The 20,747-nt window shown below is 67.6% G+C and carries 20 protein-coding genes and 1 riboswitch; of the genes, 10 read left to right on the top strand and 10 right to left on the bottom strand.

Annotated features, from left to right (window positions below; translation table 11 throughout):
• Positions 1-373, top strand: a 373-nt coding sequence (locus AC1DQJ_RS20260) for an OmpA family protein (protein WP_477606673.1), incomplete at its 5' end; no start/stop codon positions are given.
• A gap of 94 nt (positions 374-467) precedes the next feature.
• On the opposite strand, the gene AC1DQJ_RS20255 is transcribed toward AC1DQJ_RS20260, so the two are convergent.
• Positions 468-1,025 (bottom strand): TMEM165/GDT1 family protein, encoded by a 558-nt coding sequence (locus tag AC1DQJ_RS20255; protein ID WP_477606671.1) that lies wholly within the window; start codon positions 1,023-1,025, stop codon positions 468-470.
• 17 nt (positions 1,026-1,042) lie between these two features.
• Positions 1,043-1,211, bottom strand: a riboswitch (yybP-ykoY riboswitch).
• Positions 1,212-1,535: 324 nt separating this feature from the next.
• Between AC1DQJ_RS20255 and AC1DQJ_RS20250 the strand changes: the two genes are divergently transcribed.
• Positions 1,536-3,401: a ribonucleoside-diphosphate reductase subunit alpha gene (locus AC1DQJ_RS20250; protein WP_477606669.1), complete on the top strand. Its 1,866-nt coding sequence runs from the start codon at positions 1,536-1,538 to the stop codon at positions 3,399-3,401.
• A 315-nt stretch (positions 3,402-3,716) separates the two neighbouring features.
• Entirely contained in the window at positions 3,717-4,556 is an 840-nt protein-coding gene (locus AC1DQJ_RS20245) for a lipid A-modifier LpxR family protein (protein WP_477606667.1), read from the top strand.
• A 130-nt stretch (positions 4,557-4,686) separates the two neighbouring features.
• Here AC1DQJ_RS20245 and AC1DQJ_RS20240 read toward each other — a convergent pair whose 3' ends face one another.
• Entirely contained in the window at positions 4,687-5,346 is a 660-nt protein-coding gene (locus AC1DQJ_RS20240; RefSeq protein ID WP_477606665.1) for a glutathione S-transferase family protein, read from the bottom strand.
• A gap of 123 nt (positions 5,347-5,469) precedes the next feature.
• On the opposite strand from AC1DQJ_RS20240, the gene AC1DQJ_RS20235 reads away from it, so the two are divergent.
• From AC1DQJ_RS20235 to AC1DQJ_RS20225, 3 genes are all read left to right on the top strand, one after another.
• Positions 5,470-6,498: a ribonucleotide-diphosphate reductase subunit beta gene (locus AC1DQJ_RS20235; protein WP_477606663.1), complete on the top strand. Its 1,029-nt coding sequence runs from the start codon at positions 5,470-5,472 to the stop codon at positions 6,496-6,498.
• A gap of 21 nt (positions 6,499-6,519) precedes the next feature.
• Complete coding sequence (locus AC1DQJ_RS20230) at positions 6,520-7,431, top strand: DUF2268 domain-containing putative Zn-dependent protease (protein WP_477606661.1); 912 nt, start codon at positions 6,520-6,522, stop codon at positions 7,429-7,431.
• Positions 7,432-7,619: 188 nt separating this feature from the next.
• Complete coding sequence (locus tag AC1DQJ_RS20225; protein ID WP_477606659.1) at positions 7,620-8,414, top strand: enoyl-CoA hydratase/isomerase family protein; 795 nt, start codon at positions 7,620-7,622, stop codon at positions 8,412-8,414.
• Here the strand turns inward: AC1DQJ_RS20225 and minE are convergent.
• From minE to htpX, 5 genes are all read right to left on the bottom strand, one after another.
• Complete coding sequence (gene minE, locus AC1DQJ_RS20220) at positions 8,411-8,671, bottom strand: cell division topological specificity factor MinE (protein WP_477606657.1); 261 nt, start codon at positions 8,669-8,671, stop codon at positions 8,411-8,413. The genes AC1DQJ_RS20225 and minE overlap by 4 nt on opposite strands.
• A complete protein-coding gene (gene minD / locus AC1DQJ_RS20215) occupies positions 8,668-9,489 on the bottom strand; it encodes a septum site-determining protein MinD (protein WP_477606655.1) in 822 nt (273 codons plus the stop codon). The genes minE and minD overlap by 4 nt, the downstream gene beginning before the upstream one ends.
• 28 nt (positions 9,490-9,517) lie before the next feature.
• The gene (minC, locus tag AC1DQJ_RS20210) at positions 9,518-10,183 is read right to left on the bottom strand and encodes a septum site-determining protein MinC (RefSeq protein WP_477606653.1); all 666 of its coding nucleotides are present in this window, start codon (positions 10,181-10,183) and stop codon (positions 9,518-9,520) included.
• 316 nt (positions 10,184-10,499) lie between these two features.
• Positions 10,500-10,988: a globin domain-containing protein gene (locus AC1DQJ_RS20205; protein WP_477606651.1), complete on the bottom strand. Its 489-nt coding sequence runs from the start codon at positions 10,986-10,988 to the stop codon at positions 10,500-10,502.
• A gap of 93 nt (positions 10,989-11,081) precedes the next feature.
• Complete coding sequence (gene htpX, locus AC1DQJ_RS20200; RefSeq protein WP_477606649.1) at positions 11,082-12,032, bottom strand: zinc metalloprotease HtpX; 951 nt, start codon at positions 12,030-12,032, stop codon at positions 11,082-11,084.
• A 120-nt stretch (positions 12,033-12,152) separates the two neighbouring features.
• Between htpX and fabV the strand changes: the two genes are divergently transcribed.
• Positions 12,153-13,328 carry an enoyl-ACP reductase FabV gene (gene fabV / locus AC1DQJ_RS20195; protein WP_477606647.1) on the top strand — a complete coding sequence of 392 codons (1,176 nt, stop codon included), beginning with the start codon at positions 12,153-12,155 and terminating at the stop codon, positions 13,326-13,328.
• Here the strand turns inward: fabV and AC1DQJ_RS20190 are convergent.
• The 3 genes from AC1DQJ_RS20190 to AC1DQJ_RS20180 all read right to left on the bottom strand — a co-directional run bounded on the left by AC1DQJ_RS20190 (position 13,325) and on the right by AC1DQJ_RS20180 (position 16,913).
• Entirely contained in the window at positions 13,325-14,860 is a 1,536-nt protein-coding gene (locus AC1DQJ_RS20190; RefSeq protein ID WP_477606645.1) for a putative bifunctional diguanylate cyclase/phosphodiesterase, read from the bottom strand. The genes fabV and AC1DQJ_RS20190 overlap by 4 nt on opposite strands.
• A 7-nt stretch (positions 14,861-14,867) precedes the next feature.
• Complete coding sequence (locus tag AC1DQJ_RS20185; protein ID WP_477606643.1) at positions 14,868-15,416, bottom strand: heme NO-binding domain-containing protein; 549 nt, start codon at positions 15,414-15,416, stop codon at positions 14,868-14,870.
• Between the two features lie 240 nt (positions 15,417-15,656).
• Positions 15,657-16,913, bottom strand: a complete 1,257-nt coding sequence (locus AC1DQJ_RS20180; RefSeq protein WP_477606641.1) for a dicarboxylate/amino acid:cation symporter — start codon at positions 16,911-16,913, stop codon at positions 15,657-15,659.
• Between the two features lie 125 nt (positions 16,914-17,038).
• Between AC1DQJ_RS20180 and AC1DQJ_RS20175 the strand changes: the two genes are divergently transcribed.
• The 3 genes from AC1DQJ_RS20175 to AC1DQJ_RS20165 all read left to right on the top strand — a co-directional run bounded on the left by AC1DQJ_RS20175 (position 17,039) and on the right by AC1DQJ_RS20165 (position 20,722).
• On the top strand, positions 17,039-18,487 hold the full coding sequence (locus AC1DQJ_RS20175) for an AMP nucleosidase (protein ID WP_477606639.1): 1,449 nt from the start codon (positions 17,039-17,041) through the stop codon (positions 18,485-18,487).
• A gap of 76 nt (positions 18,488-18,563) precedes the next feature.
• Positions 18,564-19,337, top strand: coding sequence for a tyrosine-protein phosphatase (locus tag AC1DQJ_RS20170; RefSeq protein WP_477606637.1), 774 nt, complete (start codon positions 18,564-18,566; stop codon positions 19,335-19,337).
• A gap of 215 nt (positions 19,338-19,552) precedes the next feature.
• On the top strand, positions 19,553-20,722 hold the full coding sequence (locus AC1DQJ_RS20165) for a pyridoxal-phosphate-dependent aminotransferase family protein (RefSeq protein ID WP_477606635.1): 1,170 nt from the start codon (positions 19,553-19,555) through the stop codon (positions 20,720-20,722).
• Positions 20,723-20,747 lie beyond the last annotated feature (25 nt).

Raw genomic sequence — 20,747 nt, 5'->3', positions numbered from 1 at the left:
GCCTCCGCCTCCCCCGCCGCCGCCTCCGCCGGCGTATGAGGCCAAGCAATTCATCGTCTACTTCCCGTTCGATCAGTACGTGCTGACGCCGGAAGCCCAGACGGTGGTGCAGGAAGCTGCGACCTACTCGACCAGCGGCAACGCCACTCGCGTGATCGTGGTCGGCCACACCGATACGTCGGGTTCGGCCGAGTACAACATGCGTCTGTCGGAACGCCGTGCGAAGGCCGTGGCCGACGCGCTGGTTGGTCTGGGTGTTGGCCAGCAAACGCTGCAGGTCGACTTCAAGGGTGAAACCCAACTCGCCGTCCCGACTGCTGACGGCGTGAAGGAACCGCTGAACCGCCGTTCGACGATCGACATCAACTTCTAAGTCGATCTCGGCGATCAGCCGAACTAGCGGAGAGCCCGGCCGAAAGGCCGGGCTCTTTTGCTTTGGGGCGAGCCTTAGGGCCGCCGCAGGTCGGCTAGCCGGCGATCAGGATCCAGACGCCGATCGCCGCGAACAGCCCAGCCGCCGCCCAGCGGATGTACTTCAGCGGCAGGCGGGTGGCCGCGGCCTCGCCCAGCAGCACGGCCGGGACGTTGGCGATCATCATGCCCAGCGTGGTGCCGGCGGCGACCAGCAGCACCTGCTGGAACTTGGCGGCCAGGGCGACGGTGGCCACCTGGGTCTTGTCGCCCATCTCCACCAGAAAGAAGGCGACCAGCGTCGTCAGGAACACCCCGGCCCGATCCTTGGGGCGGTCGCTGTCGTCGAACTTGTCGGGAATCAGCGCCCAGCCGGCAAAGCCGATGAACGCCAGGCCCAGCAGCCACTTCATCCACGGCCCCTGCAGGAATTCGCCCGCGGCCATGCCGATCCAGGCGGCCAGCGCATGGTTGGCGATGGTGGCGACCAAGATGCCTAGGATTATGGGGATCGGTTTTCGGAACCGGGCGGCCAGCAGCATGGCCAGCAGTTGAGTCTTGTCACCGATCTCGGCGATGGCCACGAGGCCGGTGGAGACGAGCAGAGCTTCCATTGGGAACGGGCGTCCGGGCGGGGTCGAGGCATACCAATGGCTTTCCGCGCCGCCGACCCCGCATGGACCGACGCACGAAAGCCAAAGGTCTCGCCAAGCAAATGCCGAATGCGCCATGCCTTTCGGCAAGTTTGTTGACGCATTCCCCGCTGGAGCTACGGGCGGCTACTCCCCAGTGACGGCGTGTGGATAGGTTGGTGGGGGAAGGTGGGCAAGTGAGAACGACTCGCGATTGTTCCGCCCCCAGCTTTCACATGCGCGTGAACGCGTCCCTTGTCCGGCCGCGGAGCGCCTGTGGAAAACTCATGCCCGCAAGGCCCCGGCGGCAAAGGTAAATGAGGTGTTAACGAAATTCTCGTGGGGATGACCGCTCGGACCCGTTGACGAGTCATTAGCCTTCGTGGCCCCATATGAAGCGTATCGGGGGCGGGGCAGCCACTAGATATAGCGGTGACGACGGCCGGGCGGTGTCCCGGAGGCAAAGCATCTGATAGTTATGGGTTTTGGGGCATGAGCAGCGGCGAAGCGGTGATGCGGACGGTTTCGGAAGCGACGCAGACGGCCCCGGAGCGGGTCGAGCGGCCCCAGCTGCAGCTGGTCCGCAAGGTCGAGGTGGACCGGTCGCGCGACGCGCTGCTGACCGAGTTCGGCAAGACCACCCTTGAGGACCGCTACCTGCTGGCGGGCGAGAGCTACCAGGACATGTTCGCCCGGGTGGCCACGGCCTACGCCGACGACGCCGAGCACGCCCAGCGCGTCTACGACTACATCTCGAACCTCTGGTTCATGCCGGCCACCCCCGTGCTCTCCAATGGCGGCGCCGGTCGCGGCCTGCCGATCTCCTGCTTCCTGAACGCCGTCGGCGACTCGCTGGAAGGCATCCAGAGCGTCTGGAACGAAAACGTCGCCCTGGCCTCCAACGGCGGCGGCATCGGCACCTACTGGGGCGGCGTCCGCTCCATCGGCGAAAAGGTCAAGGGCGCGGGCCAGACCAGCGGCATCATCCCCTTCATCCGCGTGATGGACTCGCTGACCCTGGCGATCAGCCAAGGCTCGCTGCGCCGCGGGTCGGCCGCTGTCTATCTCGACATCCACCACCCGGAGATCGAGGAGTTCCTCGAGATCCGTAAGCCGTCGGGCGACTTCAACCGCAAGTCCCTGAACCTGCACCACGGCATCAACATCACCGACGAGTTCATGGAAGCCGTCCGCGAAGGCGCCATGTTCGGCCTGCGCTCGCCGAAGGATCAGGAAGTCCTGCGCGAGGTCGACGCCCGCTCGCTGTGGCAGAAGATCCTCGAGATCCGGCTGCAGACCGGCGAGCCCTACCTGATCTTCTCCGACACCGTGAACCGCTCGATGCCGCAGCATCAGCGCGACCTCGGTCTGTCGGTGCGCCAGTCGAACCTGTGCTCGGAGATTATGCTCCACACCGGCGCCGACCATCTGGGCCACGAGCGGACCGCGGTCTGCTGCCTGTCCTCGGTCAACGCCGAGAAGTTCATGGAGTGGCGCGACCACCCGACCTTCATCGAGGACGTGATGCGCTTCCTCGACAACGTGCTTGAGGACTTCATCCGCAACGCGCCGGCCGACATGAAGAACGCCGTCTACGCCGCCCAGCGCGAGCGTTCGGTGGGCCTGGGCCTCATGGGCTTCCACTCGTTCCTGCAGATGCAGAACGTGCCGTTCGAGAGCGCCCTGGCCAAGAGCTGGAACATGCGCCTGTTCAAGCACCTGCGCCGCCAGTGCGACGCGGCCTCACGCACCCTGGCCGCCGAACGCGGCGCTTGCCCGGACGCGGCCGAGAAGGGCGTCATGGAGCGGTTCAGCCACAAGCTGGCCATCGCCCCGACCGCCTCGATCTCGATCATCTGCGGCGGCACCTCGGCGGGCATCGAGCCGATCCCGGCCAACATCTACACACACAAGACCCTGTCCGGCTCGTTCGCCGTCAGGAACCCCTACCTGGAGCGCGTGCTCGACGAGAAGGGCAAGAACACGGCCGGGGTCTGGGACTCGATCCTGGAGAACGAAGGCTCGGTCCAGCACCTCGACTTCCTCAGCCAGGACGAGAAGGACGTCTACAAGACCGCCTTCGAACTGGATCAGCGCTGGGTCATCGAGCTGGCCGCCGACCGCACCCCGGACATCTGCCAGTCGCAGTCGGTCAACGTATTCCTGCCGGGCGACGTCGATAAGTGGGATCTGCACATGCTGCACTGGCAGGCCTGGGAACGCGGCTGCAAGTCGCTCTACTACCTGCGCTCCAAGTCAGTGCAGCGCGCGGCCCACGCTGGCGGCGAAGGCGCGGCGGTGATCATCGACGCCCCGTCCGAGCGCACCGACTACGAGGAATGCCTGGCCTGCCAGTAGGCGGTCAGGCCCGGACGTCCCCGCGCCGATTCTTCGGTCGGGGACGCGCCGCGCGATAATCCGGAAGGACTTGGAGGCGGCCGTTGGGTCGCCTCTTTTCGTTGGGCCCGGCGCGAAGTCGGGGCGCGCAAAATGTAGGCAAACCCGTTGTTTTGTCTCGATTTGAAGCAGGTCCGCGCCCGCCTGACGGCCACCTAAGGTGTAACCCCCATGTGAGCCTCGAAAGAGGAACGGATTTACCGTTGGCGTCATTTCATCATCATGGAAGGATGCTTGTTGAGCCGCACGCTCAACGATGCGGCAGGGAGGTTCGCTATGAGGCCGTTGGCTGGGGTGGCCATCGCCTTGGGTGTCGGCGCCGCGACGCAAGTTGCTGCGCAGACTGTAACGCCAGGGTCGGCAAAGGCTACGAGCCTGAAGGACGCCGCCTTCGCGCAAAACTACGCCCCAAAGGTGCAGGGCGACGACTTCTCCAACCTCATCGAGCATGAGCAGTTCGCCGCCGACGGCAGTCCGGTGCGGTGGACGACCAGCACCTTCAAGCTCGGCAAGAGCGACACCGGCGCCAGCAACCAGGTCCGCCTCAGCCTGGGCGGCGCCATGCGCACGCCCAGCGGCCTGCCGCAGAATATCGATCCCCGCGCCCAGTTCGACGCCGACGCCTACGAGATCGCGGTCACTCGCGACTGGGCCCCGGTGCGCTTCGACGCCGGCCACCTCGACGTCGACGTCACCCCGCACACTGGGCTGGGGGTCTCCAACAGTGGCGGCCAAGCCGAGGCGGGCGCGACCCTCACCGTCGCCCAGAAGCGCGAGGAGACGCTGGAAAACAGCCTGAGCGACCTGGGCGTGCGCGACGGCGCTTCCTACGGCGACAAGGGCCGCTGGTACCTGTTCGCCGCCGCCAGCGGCCGAGCGGTCGGACTGAACGTGCTGCGCAGCGGCAACAGCTGGAACCGCGACGGTTGGTCGACGGACGCTTCCAGCGCCCTGATCGGCGACGCCCATGTCGGCGTGGCCTACCGCAAGGGCGCGATGCAGACCTCGCTGGGCTACATCCACCGCGAGGTGAAGGGCGAGCACATGGTGTTCGGCCAGGAGACGGTGGACGACTCGGTCGTCGCCTTCACCTTCTCGATCAAGCCGAAGGAATGATCCTTCAATTCCTCCCCCGCCGGGGGAGGTGGATCGCCGCTGAGCGGCGAGACCGAGGGCTGCGGAGCAAGATCCCCCTCAGTCAGCCATGGGGCTGACATCTCCCCCAGAAGGGGAGCAACTTGATGCCTCACCCTTCCCAACCCTGGTCGAAGCCCATCCGCTCAGCCCACAGGCCGTGCAGTCGCGGGTCCTCGTCGATGCGGCGCACCACATCGGCCATGTTCGGCGCTTCGCGATAAAACCGCCTGCGGCGCGGTCTGAACCGCGAGACCACAGCGACATAGAGGTCCAGCACGCTGAGCTGGTCGCCCAGCAGGTAGCGGCCCGGCGAGACCTGGGCCCCCATGATCCGCCAGCATTCGGCGATCCGCTCCAAGGTGCGTTCGGTCAACGCCTCGTGGCCGGCGGGATCGGGGACCAGCCGCGACGGATCGTCCTTCACCCAGTAGAGCGAATAGATGGCGCTGGAGACGAAACTCATCCAGCGCAGGAACGGGGCCCGTTTGTCCGCGCCGGGTTGCGGGGCCAGCCGCGCGTCCGGGAACTGCTCGGCCAGCCAGATCAGGATCGCGGCGCTCTCAGTGATCGCCTGGCCGCCCGGCAGCACCAGGGTCGGCACCTGGCGCATCGGATTGGCCGCCAGCACCTTGTCGCCGCTCTCGGGGTCGTCCTTGTCCCAGGTGTAGGAGTCAATCAGCCGATAGGGCTGGCCGGCGAGGGTCAGCGCCGCCTCCACGGCCACCGCTCCTGACCCCCGTGCGCTGAACAGCGTCCATGGCTCGCTCATGATTCATCCCCGTGCTGTTCACAACATCTTGGGGCAGCGCTTCACTTCGCCGCTAGATGTTGTCGTGGATCGGTGGCTAACTTCGGCCGTTAACGTCTCCGACCAGATTCGAAAGCCGCAACCGTGACCGCGACGTCCGCCCTGCCTGGCCTGCTTACTCCGTCCTACGCCTACAAGCCGTTCCGCTATCCGTGGGCCTACGACTTCTGGAAGAAGCAGCAGCAGGTCCATTGGATGCCCGAAGAGGTGCCGCTGGGCGAAGACCTCAAGGACTGGGCGGCCAAGCTCAACGATAAGGAGCGCAACCTCCTCACCCAGATCTTCCGGTTCTTCACTCAATCGGACGTCGAGGTGAACGACAACTATATGGAACGCTACAGCCGCGTCTTCAAACCGACCGAGGTGAAGATGATGCTGGCCTCCTTCTCCAACATGGAGACGATCCACATCGCGGCCTACGCCCTGCTGCTCGAAACGATCGGCATGCCCGATAGCGAGTTCACGGCGTTCCTGGATTACCAGGAGATGCGGGACAAGCACGACTACATGCAGAAGTTCGGCGTCGACTCGAACGCCGACATCGCCCGCACCTTGGCCATGTTCGGCGGCTTCACCGAGGGCCTGCAGCTGTTCGCCAGCTTCGCGATGCTGCTGAACTTCCCGCGCCACAACAAGATGAAGGGCATGGGCCAGATCGTCTCCTGGTCGGTGCGCGACGAGAGCCTGCACTGCGAAGGCATCATCAAGCTCTACCACGCGTTCAACAAGGAGACCGGCGCGGTCACCAAGAGCGTCGGCGACGACATCATCGATTGCTGCAAGACCGTGGTCGGTCTGGAAGATGCCTTCATCGACCTGGCTTTCAACGCCGGCGAGATCCAGGGCATGACCCCGGACGACATCAAGTCCTACATCCGCTTCATCGCCGACTGGCGCCTGCGCCAGCTGCAGCTGCCGGAAGTCTACGGCGTGAAGGAAAACCCGTTGCCCTGGCTGCAGTCGATGCTGTCGGGCGTCGAGCACGCCAACTTCTTCGAAGCCCGCTCGACCGAGTACTCCAAGGCCGCGACCAAGGGCCAATGGCAAGGCGCCGACGGCGTCTGGTCGTCGTTCGACAACATGCTCGCCAAGCGCAACGAGCCGGCGGAGTAGGGCTGGGTCCACGCGCCACGCATGTTTCGTCGTCTTCTCCTGGGGCTGGCGCTCGCCTGCGCTTCTGGCGCGGCGTTTGCCCAGTCGGCCCCGGTCCCGGTCATCGAGATCGGCGACGTCGCCCGTTTCTATACGATCTATGACGCCGCCGGCGGCAAGCCGACCCCCGAGCAGCTTCAGCACGACTATCTCGACGCGGGATCGGACGGGCTGAAGACCTTCGCCCGGCTGCGCAACACCACCGGGGCGCGGATCGCGGAGGCTGTCGCCGCGCGTCCGCAGATCTATGTCGAGGGCCGGCGCTGCGCCGAGGTGCTGCTCGCCGCGCGAGGCCGCTTGCAGATCTCGCTGGCCAAGCTCGCGGAGCTCTATCCGCTGGCGCGGTTTCCCGCAGTGACGATCGCGGTCGGCCGCGGAAAGCCGGTCGGCGTCGGCAGTCCTGTGACGGGCATGCAGATCGGGCTGGAGGCACTTTGCGCCGCCGACTTCCTCAATCCCGACATCGAGGACCGCTTCGTCTACGTGCTGGCGCACGAATTCATCCACGTTCAGCAGTCGCCGGTCCTGACCGAGAAGCAAAACCCGACCGTGCTGGAGGCGTCGCTGGTCGAGGGCGCGGCCGAATTCGCCACCGAGCTGATCGCCGGCGAGGTCGCCTACTCGCACCTCGCGCCGCTGGTCGCGGGCCGCGAGGCGCAGATCGAGACGGCCTTCCAGGCCGACCAAGACAAGACCGACCTTTCGGCCTGGCTCTACAACAGCAAGCCGGGCGAGCCGGGCGACCTCGGCTACTGGGTCGGCTACCGGATCGCCAAGGCCTACTACGCAAACGCGACCGACAAGCGTCGCGCCCTGCGCGAGATCCTGGAAGTCAGCGACGCCAAGGCCTTCCTCGCCGCTAGCGGATGGAAGCCGGGCATGCGGCTCGAATAGATCCTCCCCCACTGGGGGAGCAATTGGCGGATCCTCACCGCCTCGACGTGCAGCCCGTCGCGCATCACCCCGTCGACCCGCCGGGTGTCGGTGTCGCGCAGCGCCTGATCATCGCGGCTCCCTCCGGTCTGGCCACCACCTCTCCCCGCGTCCATTGTGCCATCAACGCAAGAACGAGGGGAAACGCCATGGGTAAGCTCGTCGAGGTGTCCGACGCCGGCCACGTCCGCACCATCCGCCTGAACCGTCCGGAGAAGAAGAACGCGCTCAGCCAGCAACTGGCCTGGGGCGTGGTGGCCGCGGTGGACGAGGCGGCCCGCGACGACAATGTCTGGGTGGTGGCGATCACCGGGGCCGGCGACGCCTTCTGCGCCGGGCTCGACCTCTCGGGCGCAGAGCCCTTCCATCCGGCCGGCGGCATGACCGCCCAGCTCGACGACATCAGCTGGGTCGGTCAGTTCGTCCTGGCGATCCGCAAGCGCTGCGACAAGCCGGTGGTCGGCGGGATCAACGGCGTGGCGGTGGGGGCGGGCCTGGGCCTGGCCATGGCCACCGACGTGCGCCTGATCGCCTCCAGCGCGCGGCTAATGGCCGGCTACACCCGGATCGGCGGCTCGCCGGACGCCGGCCTGACCATCACCCTGCCGCAGGCGATGGGCTATGAGCGCGCCATGCGCTTCATGATGGAGAACCGCACCCTCGTCGGCCAGGAGGCGGTCGACTGGGGCATGGCCGGCGAGGTGGTCGCCGACGCCGGGTTCGAGGCGCGGCTGGCCGAGTATTGCGCCCAGCTCTGCGAGTGGTCGCCGATCACCCTGCGGCTGCTCAAGCGCGGCATCGTGAAGTCCTACGAGTCGATCGATATGGAGCAGCAGCTGCGCTACGAGGTCTCCAACATCGGGCGCGCCTTCGGCAGCGAGGACGGCAAGGAAGCCCGCCGCGCCTTCCTGGAAAAGCGCAAGCCGGAGTTCAAGGGACGCTAGGAGCGTCCCAAGATTTCCTGCGGCATCTCGATATCGATCTCCAGGGTCGAGACCTGGTCCTGACGGTCGAGCTTGACGTTGACCTTGTCGCGGCTGATCGGGATGTGCTTGGCGATCACCGCCAGGATTTCCTCCTGCAGCACGGCGGCCAGGTCCGGCCGACCGGCCAGGGCCCGCTCGTGCGCCAGCAGCACCTGCAGCCGGTCGCGCGCCACCGGGGCGGTGCGGTTGCGGTTGAAGAAGTTGAGAAAGCTCACGCGACCGCCGCCTTTCTGCCGAACAGCCGGCTCATCAGGCCGCGCTTGGTCTGCGGCGGGCTGACCGCCACGTCTTCCCCCAGCAGCCGCCGCGCCGCCTCGGTATAGGCCCGGGCCGCCGGCGAACTCGGATTGTGCAGGGTGACCGGCGAGCCGACATTGGAAGCGGTCAGCACGTCCGGGCTCTCCCCGACGATGCCCAGCAGCGGGATCGCCAGGATCTCCAGAACATCCTCGACCTTCATCATCTCGTTGCGGGCGGCGCGCGCCGGATCGTAGCGGGTCAGCAGCAATTGCTTCTCCAGCCGCTCGCCGGTCTCGGCCCGCATGGTCTTGGAGTCGAGCATGCCGATGATGCGGTCGGAGTCGCGCACTGACGAGACCTCGGGATTGGTCACCACCACCGCCAGGTCGGCGAACCGCATGGCCAGTAGCGCGCCCTTCTCGATTCCCGCGGGACTGTCGCAGATCACCCAGTCGAAGCGCTCGCGCAGTTCGTCGATCACCCGCGCCACGCCCTCCTCGGTCAGGGCGTCCTTGTCGCGGGTCTGCGAGGCTGGCAGCAGATGCAAGGTCTCCAGCCGCTTGTCGCGGATCAGGGCCTGCGGCAGCTTGGCGTCGCCCTGCACCACGTTGACCAGGTCGAACACCACCCGGCGCTCGGCTCCCATCACCAGGTCGAGATTGCGCAGGCCGACATCGAAATCGACCACCGCCACGCTTTGCCCGGCCTGGGCCAGCGCCGCCCCGAGCGACGCCGAGGAGGTGGTCTTGCCGACTCCTCCCTTGCCTGACGTGACGACCATTACCTTGGACATGTGATCCACTCTTTCTACTCGTCGCCCCTCAGGCCAAAGCGGCCAGCCGCAGCGAACCTCGGTCGCACATGACCTGGACGGCGCGGCCGTGCAGCGCATCGCCCCAATGCTCCGCGGTCCGGTAGAGCCGATCGACCCCGACCAGCTCGGCCTCCAGCCTGCTGCAGAAAATCCGCGCCGCTGAGCCGGTCCGCAGCCCGGCGATCGCCCGGCCGCGAAGCGGGCCGTAGACGTGGATCGAGCCGCCGGCGATCACCTCCGCCCCCGAGGCGACCGCGCCGATGATGGTGATGTCGCCGTCCTCGAACAGGATCGATTGCCCCGAGCGCACCGGCCGGTCGATCAGCAGCGAGCCGGCGGCGGGTGGGGGTTCAGCGGGCGTGTCGGCCGGGGCCAGGGCGGTCCACGCCTCCAAGGTCTGGGCTCGCCCATGGAGGGTCTTGGGGAGGCGCTCCCAGCGGGTGCCGGCCAGCAGCGGTGCGGCGACGCCCTCGACCCCGATCAGCCGTAGGTCGCGGGCTTCCAGGCCCTCCAGCACGATGTGCACCGCCTCGGGACCGCCGGTCTCCAGGGTCGCGGCGAGGTTGGCGACGATCGGGCGATCGATGAAGAACCCGGCCGCCCCGCGCATCTGTTGGTCCAGCGCGGCGAACCAGTCGGCCATCGGGTACTCGGGCGCGACGATCAACGCCATGAACGTCCGTCCACGGAGCGTGATCGGCGGCAGGAGCGAATCCTCGCCCGATGCGGTCGCCGGAACGGAACTCTGGGAGGCGCGCAGATCAGCCATGGACCGTGGAAACTCCCTCCCAACTCAAGCGCTCGCCACGCCCGCGGCGGCCAGGCCGCAGGCTGGTCGCAACCGAGCGGTCGCGATCCGAATCATGTTGCAGGAGATGGCCCGCGACCCGCCGTGCGCCCCTTGTGTCCGGGGCGACCTGGGCCGATTTGCGGCCGGGAAATGGCCGATTAGGAGCCGAGCTTGGCTGTTGCCGGCGGCGCCGGGCGCCTCAGTTGATGGCCTCGCCGCGCTGGAACTTCTCCACGCGCGCGGCGTGGAAGTCGCTAACGGCGGCGGTGTGCGGCGTGCGTTGCGCGAACACCTCGATTTCGGCCAGCATCTCGTTCCAGGCGCTTTCGAAGGCGGGCGACCAGTCCGCGCCCAGCAGGTCGCGCAGGGCGTCGCGCACGATGGCGAAGAAGGTGGAGAACACCTCGCGGGGCACGTCATAGCCCTCGTGGGTGACCATCTCGGTCCCGATCATGTGATCGGCGTAGCGGCGCTCGCCGACGAAATCGAGGATGGCGGAAAAGGTGCGCGACAACATCTCGCCGCGGATCGCCCCATCGGTGTCGCGCCAGAAGTAAGGCTCCATCTGCGGGTGCAGTTCGAACATCCGCGCATAGACCCGAGCGGTCGGATCGATATCGCGCTCGGCCAGAAGTTCGAGGCTGGCCTCGATCTCGGCGGCGCGCGCGAAGGCGTTGTCGTCAGGCATGTCCGCTTCCTTCCCGCCCGGCCTCGATACGGGCCGGTCAGGAAAGAGTGGGCCCCGGCGCTTGCCGTCGCAACCCAGTAGCGTTCCTTAGCCTCAGCTGTTCCAGGGCCCTGAACGCGGCCGATCGGTGGTCGGCACCGCGGTGGCGGCGCGGCGACCGCCGCTGACGATCGGCGAGCCGCCCATCGGCGGGCCGGCCCGCAGCTTCATCAGCGCCGCCACGCGGTTGGCGGTGGCCGGGTGGGTCGAGAACAGATTGTCGGCTCCGTGGCCGTTCAGCGGGTTGATGATGAACATCTGTCCGGTGGCGGGATTGCGCTCGGCGGTGACGTTGACGATGCCGTGGGCGTAGGCCTCGATCTTCTGCAGCGCGCTGGCCAGGGCTTCGGGATCGCCGCTGATCTCGGCGCCATGCTTGTCGGCCTCGTACTCGCGGCCACGGCTGATCGCCATCTGCACCAGGGCGGCCGCCATCGGGGCCAGCACCATCAGGGCGATGGTCCCGATGATCCCGCCCGGGCGTTCGCGGTCGTTGCCGCCGAAGAACAGCGCGAAGTTCGCAAGTGACGAGATCGCCCCGGCGATGGTCGCGGTGATGGTCATGGTCAGGGTATCGCGGTTCTTCACGTGCGCCAGCTCGTGCGCCATCACCCCGCGGATCTCGCGTCGGTCCAGCATCCGCAGCAGGCCGACGGTGGCGGCCACGGCGGCGTGCTCGGGGTTGCGGCCGGTGGCGAAGGCGTTCGGCTGCTCGGTCTCCATCACGTAGACCTTCGGCCGCGGCAGGTTCGCGCGGTCAGCCAGCTCGTAGACGTCGATGACGTAATTGCGCAGCAGCGGCTCGGCGGTCGACGGGTCGACCTCGCGCGCGCCGTACATCCGCAGCACGATCTTGTCGGAGTTCCAGTAGCTGAAGAAGTTCATCGCCACGGCCAGGGCCAGGGCGATCGCCATGCCTGCGGCTCCGCCGATCAGATAGCCGATGCCGACGAACAGGGCGGTCAGGGCCGCCAGCAGCATGAAGGTGCGAAGATGGTTCTGCATGGGGCTGGATATGGGGGCGGCCCGGGTCGGTTCGCAAGCGGGTCTGGCGTCCGGCCGCGCTTGCAGGATATTCAGGGCCCGCGCCTAGCGCTCGCCCCTTCGCCGGACAGGAACTGCGACTTGATCATTGAACCCCGTATCCGCGGCTTCATCTGCACCACCGCCCATCCCGTCGGGTGCGCGATGAACGTCCGCCAACAGGTGGCCTATGTGACCGGCCAGCCGCCGATCGAGAACGCACCCAAACGGGTCCTGGTGCTGGGCTGCTCGGCCGGATACGGCCTGGCCTCGCGCATTGTCACCACGTTCGGCGGCGGGGCCGACACGGTGGGCGTCTCGTTCGAGAAGGAGCCGACCGAGACCAAGACCGCCAGCGCCGGCTGGTACAACAACCGAGCCTTCGAGGCGGAGGCCAGGGCCGCGGGCCGCAAGGCTGTCACCCTCGACGGCGACGCCTTCTCCGACGAGATGAAGGCCAAGGTGGTCGCAGCCGTCCGTGAAGAGCTCGGCCAGATCGACATGCTGGTCTACAGCATGGCCGCTCCGGTCCGCACCGATCCGCGCACCGGCGTGACCCACCGCTCGGCCATCAAGCCGCTGGGCGAACCGGTCCGCGTCAAGACGCTCAACACCGACAAGGGCGAGGTGTTCGACACCGAGCTCGCCCCCGCCACGGCCGAAGAAACCGCCGCCACCATCGCCGTCATGGGCGGCGAGGACTGGGAGATGTGGATCGACGCCCTGGCGCAGGCCGGCCTGCTGGCCGACGGCTTCCGGACCCTCGACTACACCTATATCGGCTCGCAGCTGACCTGGCCGATCTACTGGCACGCGACGCTCGGCAAGGCCAAGGAGGACGTCGATCGCGCCGCCGCCGCCATCCGCGGCCGGCTCGGCCCGGACGCCGCCCGCGTGGTCTCGCTGAAGGCGGTGGTCACCCAGGCCAGCTCGGCCATCCCGGTGGTGCCGCTCTACGGCGTGGTGCTGTTCAAGGTGATGAAGGAGATGGGCCTGCACGAGGGCTGCATCGAGCAGATCGACCGCCTGTTCCGCACCGTGTTGCCGTCCCCGGCGCTCGACGAGGCCGGACGCGTCCGCCTCGACGATTGGGAATTGTCCGAGCCGGTCCAGGCCGAGGTGAATCGCCGATGGGAGCTGATCAGCACGCAGACCTTGCCTGAGCTCGGCGATCTTGCGGGCTTCCGCAGCGACTTCCTGAAGATCTTCGGCTTTGGCCTGCAAGGCGTCGACTACGCCGCCGAGGCCGACCCGCAGGTAGTCCCCAGCCTGGCTTAGAACGCGTTGGCGCGAAGGGTCGCGGCCGCCGCCATGATGCGGTCGGTCTCGGCCCCGGCGCCGGCCGCCTGGTCGCGCAGCAGCGCTTCGCACTGGTCGCCGGGCATCGGGCGGGCGAACAGGTAGCCCTGCATCCGGTCGCATCCGGCGGCGCGCAGGAAGATGGCCTGGGCCTCGTCCTCGACGCCCTCTGCGACGATACGGATATCCAGCGACTTGGCCGCGCCCAGCATTGCTCGCACCAGCTTCGAGGTGCGCGGGTCGCGTCCGACCCCGCCGATCAGCGACTGGTCCAGCTTCACCGTATGGATCGGCAGCTGCAGCAGGGCGCGCAGGTTGGAATAGCCGGTGCCGAAGTCGTCCAGGGCGATGCGCACCCCGCGCGACGCCAGCCGCTCGATGTGGCGGCGTGCAAGCGCGATGTCGTGCACCAGGAACGTCTCGGTGATCTCAACCGTCAAGGCGGTGGCCGGAAGGTCGGTGTCGGCCAGCCGGCTGATCAGCTTGCGCGAGAAGGCCGGGTCCAGCAGCTCGCGCTGCGAGACGTTGCACGAGATGGTGTCGATCAAGCCTTCGGTGACCCAGGGCGAGGCCTGCTGGCAGGCGCTCTGGAAGATCGCCCCGTCCAGCTCGCCGATCAGGCCCAGTTCCTCGGCCAGCGGCACGAAGACCCCCGGCGGGATCATGCCGCGCTCAACGTGGTTCCAGCGGGCCAGCACCTCTGCGGCGATCATCCGACCGTCGGAGGCGTTCACCACCGGCTGGAACCAGGGCACGATGTCGCCGGCCGGGATCGCCCGGCGCAGCTCGGTCTCCAGGCTGTGGCGCGCCTCGCTGGCCTGGCGCAGGTCGTCGTCGAAGGCCGACCAGCGGCTGCCGCCAGCCGCCTTGGCCCGATAGAGCGCCATGTCGGCGAAACGCTGCAGGTCGGCGGCGTCGGTGGCGTCGTGCGGATAGACCGCCACCCCGACCGAGGCGCCGGGCGCGATCGCCCGTCCATAGATGGTGTGGGTCAGGGTCAGCAGCTGGGTGAGGGCCGCGGCCCGCTGGCGCACGTCCGCGCCGCTGGCGATCACCGCGAATTCGTCGCCGCCGAGCCGCGCGACCACGTCGCCGGGCCGCGCGTCGGATTGTAGTCGCCGGCCGATCTCGTTCAGCAGCAGGTCGCCGGCATGGTGGCCGAGGCTGTCGTTCAGGTGCTTGAAGCGGTCCAGGTCGATGACGAACAGCGCCATGGCCTCGCCGGTGGCCTGAGCTTCGTCCAGCCGCTCGACTAGGGCGGAGGTGAAGGCCCCGCGGTTCAGCAGGCCGGTCAGCCCGTCGGTGCGGGCCAGGTGCATGGTCAGCGCCCGCTCGGCCTCCAGCTCGTCCACCCGGCCGGCCAGGGTTTCGTACACCCGGCGCAGCTCGTGGTTGGTCTGGAACAGCTCCAGGGCCTTGGTCTCGAGCAGGGCCTCGGCTTCGCGCCTGGCGCGCCTCTCCCGCTCGATCCGCCGCGCGACTGTCGCCGCGTCTATCATCTCCGGATCCACGTCGGCCTCAGGCGGCTTTGCGGTCGATGGTGAAGCGGACGAACTCGCCGGCGGCGTCGACCATCTTGGACGACGAGACCGCCACGGGTTCGCGGTAGTAGTCGGAGGTGGCCTGGATCAGTCCCTCGGCCAGGGCCTCCAGTCCGCGCTCCGAGCGATAGTCCAGCAGCAGCCGGTCGGCCGAGCGCTCGGCGATCCGCATCGAGGGGAGCTCGGCGTCCGGATAGAGTTTGCGGACTTCGACGTGGATGTGGTCGTCGATCGAGGCCAGGAAGTCGAACAGCGACTTGGCGGCGTCGAAGTACTGGCCATAGCCTGCCGTGAAGGTGGTGCAGAGTTTCTGGCCGAACCCGCGCAACAGCCCGGCCGGATCGGCGCCCGAGCGCGCGACCAGGGCCATCAGCAGATCGCGCAGCTCGGAGAACGGGTAGGTGCCGACCGCGGTGTAGGCCCCGCCGGTCGAGAGCTGGCAGTCGTCGATGATCGTGTCGACCATGTCGGGGCCCATCTGGTCCTCGACGAATTCCAGGAACTCCGTGAAGACGATGCCCTTCATGCCCGCTGCCCCCGCGCTCCCGTATCGACGTTGCGCGTAGTAGCGGAAAGGACGGAATCGTCCGTTAACGGGCGACCGGAAGAGTAGCGGTCTGGACATTCTGATCCTCCCCTCCTGGGGGAGGTGGATCGGCGCGAACGCGCCGAGACGGAGGGAGCCCGCCTTCAGGAAGCGGGCGTCAAAGTCCCCCTCGGTCCGCCGTTCGGCGGACAGCTCCCCCAGCGGGGGAGCATCTCCTCATCAGGCCTTAGCCGGTTCGGCCCCGTCCTCGACCGGCTCCTCGATCTGGCCTTCCCACTTGGCGACCACGGCCGCGGCCACGGAATTGCCGAGCACGTTGGTGGCCGAGCGGCCCATGTCCAACAGGTGGTCGACGCCGAGGATCAGCAGCAGGCCGGCTTCGGGCAGGTTGAAATAGGTGAGGGTGGCGGCGATCACCACCAGCGAGGCGCGGGGCACCCCGGCCATGCCCTTGGAGGTGACCATCAGCAGCAGCAGCATGGTGATCTGCTGGCCGACCGACAGTTCGATGCCGTAGGCCTGGGCGATGAACAGCACCGCGAAGGTGCAGTACATCATCGAGCCGTCGAGGTTGAACGAATAGCCCAGCGGCAGCACGAAGCTGGCGATGCGGCGCGACAGGCCGAACTTCTGCAGCTCCTCCAGGGTCCGCGGATAGGCCGCTTCAGACGAGGCGGTGGCGAAGGCCAGCAAGGCCGGCGAACGGATCGCGCCCAGCAGCTTCAGCGCCCGCTTGCCGACGATCAGCAGCACCGCGGCGCAGAGCAGCGCCCAGAGCACGCCCAGCGAGGCGTAGAAGCCCAGCACGAACTTGGCGTAGTCGACCAGCACCCCCAGGCCCTGGGTCGAGATGGTGGCGGCGAGGGCGGCGAAGATCGCCAGCGGCGCGGTCTTCATCACATAGCCGGTGACCTTCAGCATGATGGTGGCGATCTGGTCGACCAGGGCCAGCACCGCCGGCGCCTTGTCGTCGATCGACGACACCGCGGTGCCGACGAACACCGAGAACACCACGATCTGCAGGATCTCGTTGTTGGCCATGGCCTCGACGATCGACTTCGGCACAAGGTGGGTGACGAATTCCTTCAGGGTCAGCTTGGTGGCGTCCACCGCCCCGGCCGCGCCGGCGGGGTCGGCCACCAGGCCCATTCCGACGCCCGGCTGGATCAGGTGCACCATGAACAGGCCGATGGTCAGCGAGACGATGGAGGCGGTGATGAACCAGCCCATGGTCTTGATCCCGACCCGGCCGATCGAGGCGGCGTCCTCCATGTGCGCGATGCCCGCCACCAGGGTCGAGAACACCAGCGGGGCGATGATCATCTTGATCAGCCGCAGGAAGACGTCGGTGATGATGGTCAGGTTTTCGGCGACCGACTTGGCCTGCTCGGGGCTCAGGCCTTGGTTCACGCCCCAGCCGACCAGCACGCCGAGCACCATGGCTCCCACGATGAAGGCGGTGAAAAGTCTGTTCATGGCGGGGCCCTGGCGGAAGTACTGAGGGCGACCTTGTGGCCGACAACAGGCCGGTTCGTCCATAGCATTGCAAAAATGGGGCTCAGACGTCTCGCAACCTTCGCAGGAGCAGGCTAAACTGACCCATGTTCAACGAAGAAAAAGCAGCCGCCATCGTCGAGCGGCTTAGTGAAGAATATCAGGCGACCGTCGAAGCTCTGCGGAGCGCCTTGAAGACCTTCCTGGAGCGCGGAACACCGCCGGATCCGGCCCTCCGGAGCCAGGGAATTTTCTGCTATCCTGAATTGCGCCTGACCTGGCCTTCCGGCCACAGCTATCCGCGCTTGTCGCGGGCCTATGCGCGCCTGTCGCAGCCTGGAGACTACAGCGTCACCATCACGCGGCCGGATCTCTATCGCGAGTACCTGACCGAACAGATCAGCCTGCTGATGACCGACTTCGACGTCACGATCGAAGTCGCCCGCTCGAACCAGGAAATGCCGTTCCCTTACGTGCTGGACGGCGCGGTCGACCTGGCCATGGCCGATGTCGGTTCCTCCGAGATCGCCCGCCACTTTCCGACCACCGAGCTCGCCCACATCGGCGATGAGATCGCCGACGGCTTCTGGAACGCCGGCCTGGAGCCGACCCGGCCGCTGGCCCTGTTCGACGGCTTGCGCACCGACTTCTCGCTGGCGCGGCTGGCCCACTACACCGGTACGCCGGCCGAGCACGTGCAGCCCTTCATCCTGTTCACCAACTACCACCGCTATGTGGACGAGTTCGTCCGCTGGGGCTGCGAGCAGATCAAGGCGGGGCGCTTCGACGCCCTCTCGGCCGCCGGCCGAGTGCTGGTCACAGCCGACACCGAGAACCCGGAGCAGGTGGTGGCCGACGGCGCCTGGCGGCGCCACCAGATGCCGGCCTATCACCTGATGGCCAAGGGCCGGCGCGGCCTGACCCTGGTCAACATCGGCGTTGGCCCCTCCAACGCCAAGACCATCACCGATCACCTGGCGGTGCTGCGTCCGCAGGCCTGGCTGATGATCGGCCACTGCGGCGGTCTGCGCGGCTCGCAGACCATCGGCGACTACGTCCTGGCTCACGCCTATCTGCGCGACGACCATGTGCTGGACGACGTGTTGCCGCCGGAGATTCCGATCCCGCCGATCGCCGAGATCCAAGTCGCCATGGGCCGCGCGGCCGAGATGGTCACCGGCGAGAGCGGCGAATTGCTCAAGCGCCGCCTGCGCACCGGTACGGTGGTCACCACCGACGACCGCAACTGGGAGCTCCGCTTCTCGTCCTCGTCGCTGCGGTTCAACCAGTCGCGGGCCGTGGCCATCGACATGGAAAGCGCCACCATCGCCGCCCAGGGCTACCGGTTCCGTGTGCCGTACGGGACCTTGCTCTGCGTGTCGGACAAGCCGCTGCACGGCGAGATCAAGCTGCCGGGCCAGGCCAACGCCTTCTACGAACGCGCCATCGGCCAGCACCTGCAGATCGGCATCGCCACCATGGATCTGCTGCGCGAGGAGGGGCCCAAGCTGCATTCGCGCAAGCTCCGCAGCTTCGACGAACCGCCGTTCAGGTAGGGCGGAGGCTCCGGGGCGCCCTTTGCGGCGCCCCTGGGGGCTCGCAAATTCCCCGCGAAATGGCTAAATCCGGGCCATGACGAAGATCAATTTCGACGGCATCGAGAACTTCCGCGACTTCGGCGGCTACGCCACCGCGTCGGGCCGCCGCCTGCAGAACGGCCGGCTGTTCCGGTCGGCCAACCACGCCTACGCCACCGACGAGGATCTCGCCAAGTTGCGGGACCTGGGCGTCTCGGTGATCGTCGACCTGCGCCGCCGCCGGGAGCGCGAGCGCGAGCCGTCCCGCCGCTGGGAAGGCTTCGCGGGCCAGGTGATCGAGAACGATATCGACGGCACCTACGCCGACTGGGCCGAGGCCCTGACCACCGCCGAGCGGATCGACGCGGGCTGGTTCTACGAGGACAGTCTCGGCTACTACCATCGCGCCCCGCACGAGCCGCGGCACGTCGATCTGTTCCGCCGCTACTTCCAGACCCTGGCGGAGGCCGACGGCGCCCTGGTTGTGCACTGCGCGGCCGGCAAGGACCGCACCGGCATGATCTGCGCCCTGACCCATCACATCGCCGGCGTCCACCGCGACGACACCATGGCCGATTATCTCGCCACCAATGACGAGACCCGGATGGCCAAGAAGATCGGATTCCTTGGCCCCTGGATCACCGAGCTCACCGGCCGCGTGCTCGACGACGCGGCCCTGCGCCAGGCGGTCAGCGTCAACGAGGCGTTCCTGGCCGAGGCCTTCAAGGTGATGGAAGACCAGCATGGCGGCGTCGACGCCTATCTGGAAGAAGTGCTGGGTGTGGACACGGCCCTGCGCGCCCGGATCGAACAGCGGATCTTGGGGTAGGCTCAACAACTCCTCCCCCGCTGGGGGAGGTGGCTCGACGCATAGCGGCGAGACGGAGGGGGACTACCGAGTCCGCTGTCCCCCTCAGTCAGCCATTCGGCTGACCGCTCCCCCAGCGGGGGAGCAACTTGGTGTGCGATGGGCTGACATCCTGCCCGCCATCCCCTAAGCGTCCCCGCAATCAAATTACGGGCCAGATTTACGGGGACGACCACATGCAGAGCTTCCAGCCGCCGCGGCGCATCCTGATGGGCCCGGGCCCCTCCGACGTCAGCCCCCGCGTGCTCTCGGCCCTGGCGCGTCCGACCATCGGCCACCTGGATCCGCAGTTCCAGGAGCTGATGGAGGAGATCAAGTCGGCCCTCGCCCGCCTGTTCAACGCCCCCGACCACGCCTGCGTCCCGCTGCCCGCGCCCGGCACCGCCGGCATGGAAGCGGCGATCATGAACCTGCTGGAGCCGGGCGACCGGGCGGTGATCGCCATCAACGGCGCCTTCGGCGGCCGCATGGCCGACATGGCCGACCGCGCCGGCGCCGAGGTGGTGAAGCTCGAGTTCGAATGGGGCAAACCGGTCGACCCGGCGGTGGTCGAGGAAGCCCTCAAGGCCACGCCGGCCAAGGTCTTCGCCTTCGTCCACGCAGAAACCTCGACCGGCGCGCGCAGCGATGCGGCCACACTCTGCGGCCTGGCCCGCAAGCACGGCGCGCTGTCGATCGTCGACTGCGTGACCTCGCTCGGCGGCATCACCGTCGACGTCGCCGCCTGGGACGCCGACGCCGTCTATTCGGGCACTCAGAAGTGCCTGTCGGCGCCTCCTGGCCTGTCGCCCATCGCGCTGTCGAAGCGCGCCCAGGAAGCCATAACCGGCCGTAAGACCAAGGTCCGCAACTGGCTCTGCGACTTCAATCTGCTGATGAGCTACTGGGGCGGCGATGGCGGCCGCACCTACCACCACACCGCGCCGATCAACGCCCTCTACGGCCTACACGAAAGCCTGGTCGCCCTGTTCGAGGAAGGCCAGCAGGCGGTGCTGGTCCGCCACGCCCGCACCCACGAGGCGCTGGCCGCCGGCATCGAGGCCATGGGACTGAAGTTCCTGGTCGACGCCAAGGACCGGCTGCCGCAGCTCAACGCGGTGATCGTGCCGGACGGTGTCGATGAGGCCGCAGTCCGCGCCTACGTCCTGGCCAAATGGGATCTGGAGATCGGCGCCGGCCTCGGCCCGCTGAAGGGCAAGGTCTGGCGCATCGGCCTGATGGGCGCCTCGGCCACCCCCTGGCACGTGCGCCTCTGCCTCAACGCGCTGGCCGAAGCTCTCGCCGCCCAGGGCTTCAAGGCCGACGGCCCCGCCGCCCTCGCCGCGGCCGAAGGCAAGCTCGCCTAGCGCGGTTCGATCCCCTCTCCCCCGT

Source organism: Phenylobacterium sp. P4_E10 (assembly GCF_056401675.1).
This window is presented reverse-complemented; position numbering and strand designations above follow the sequence as displayed.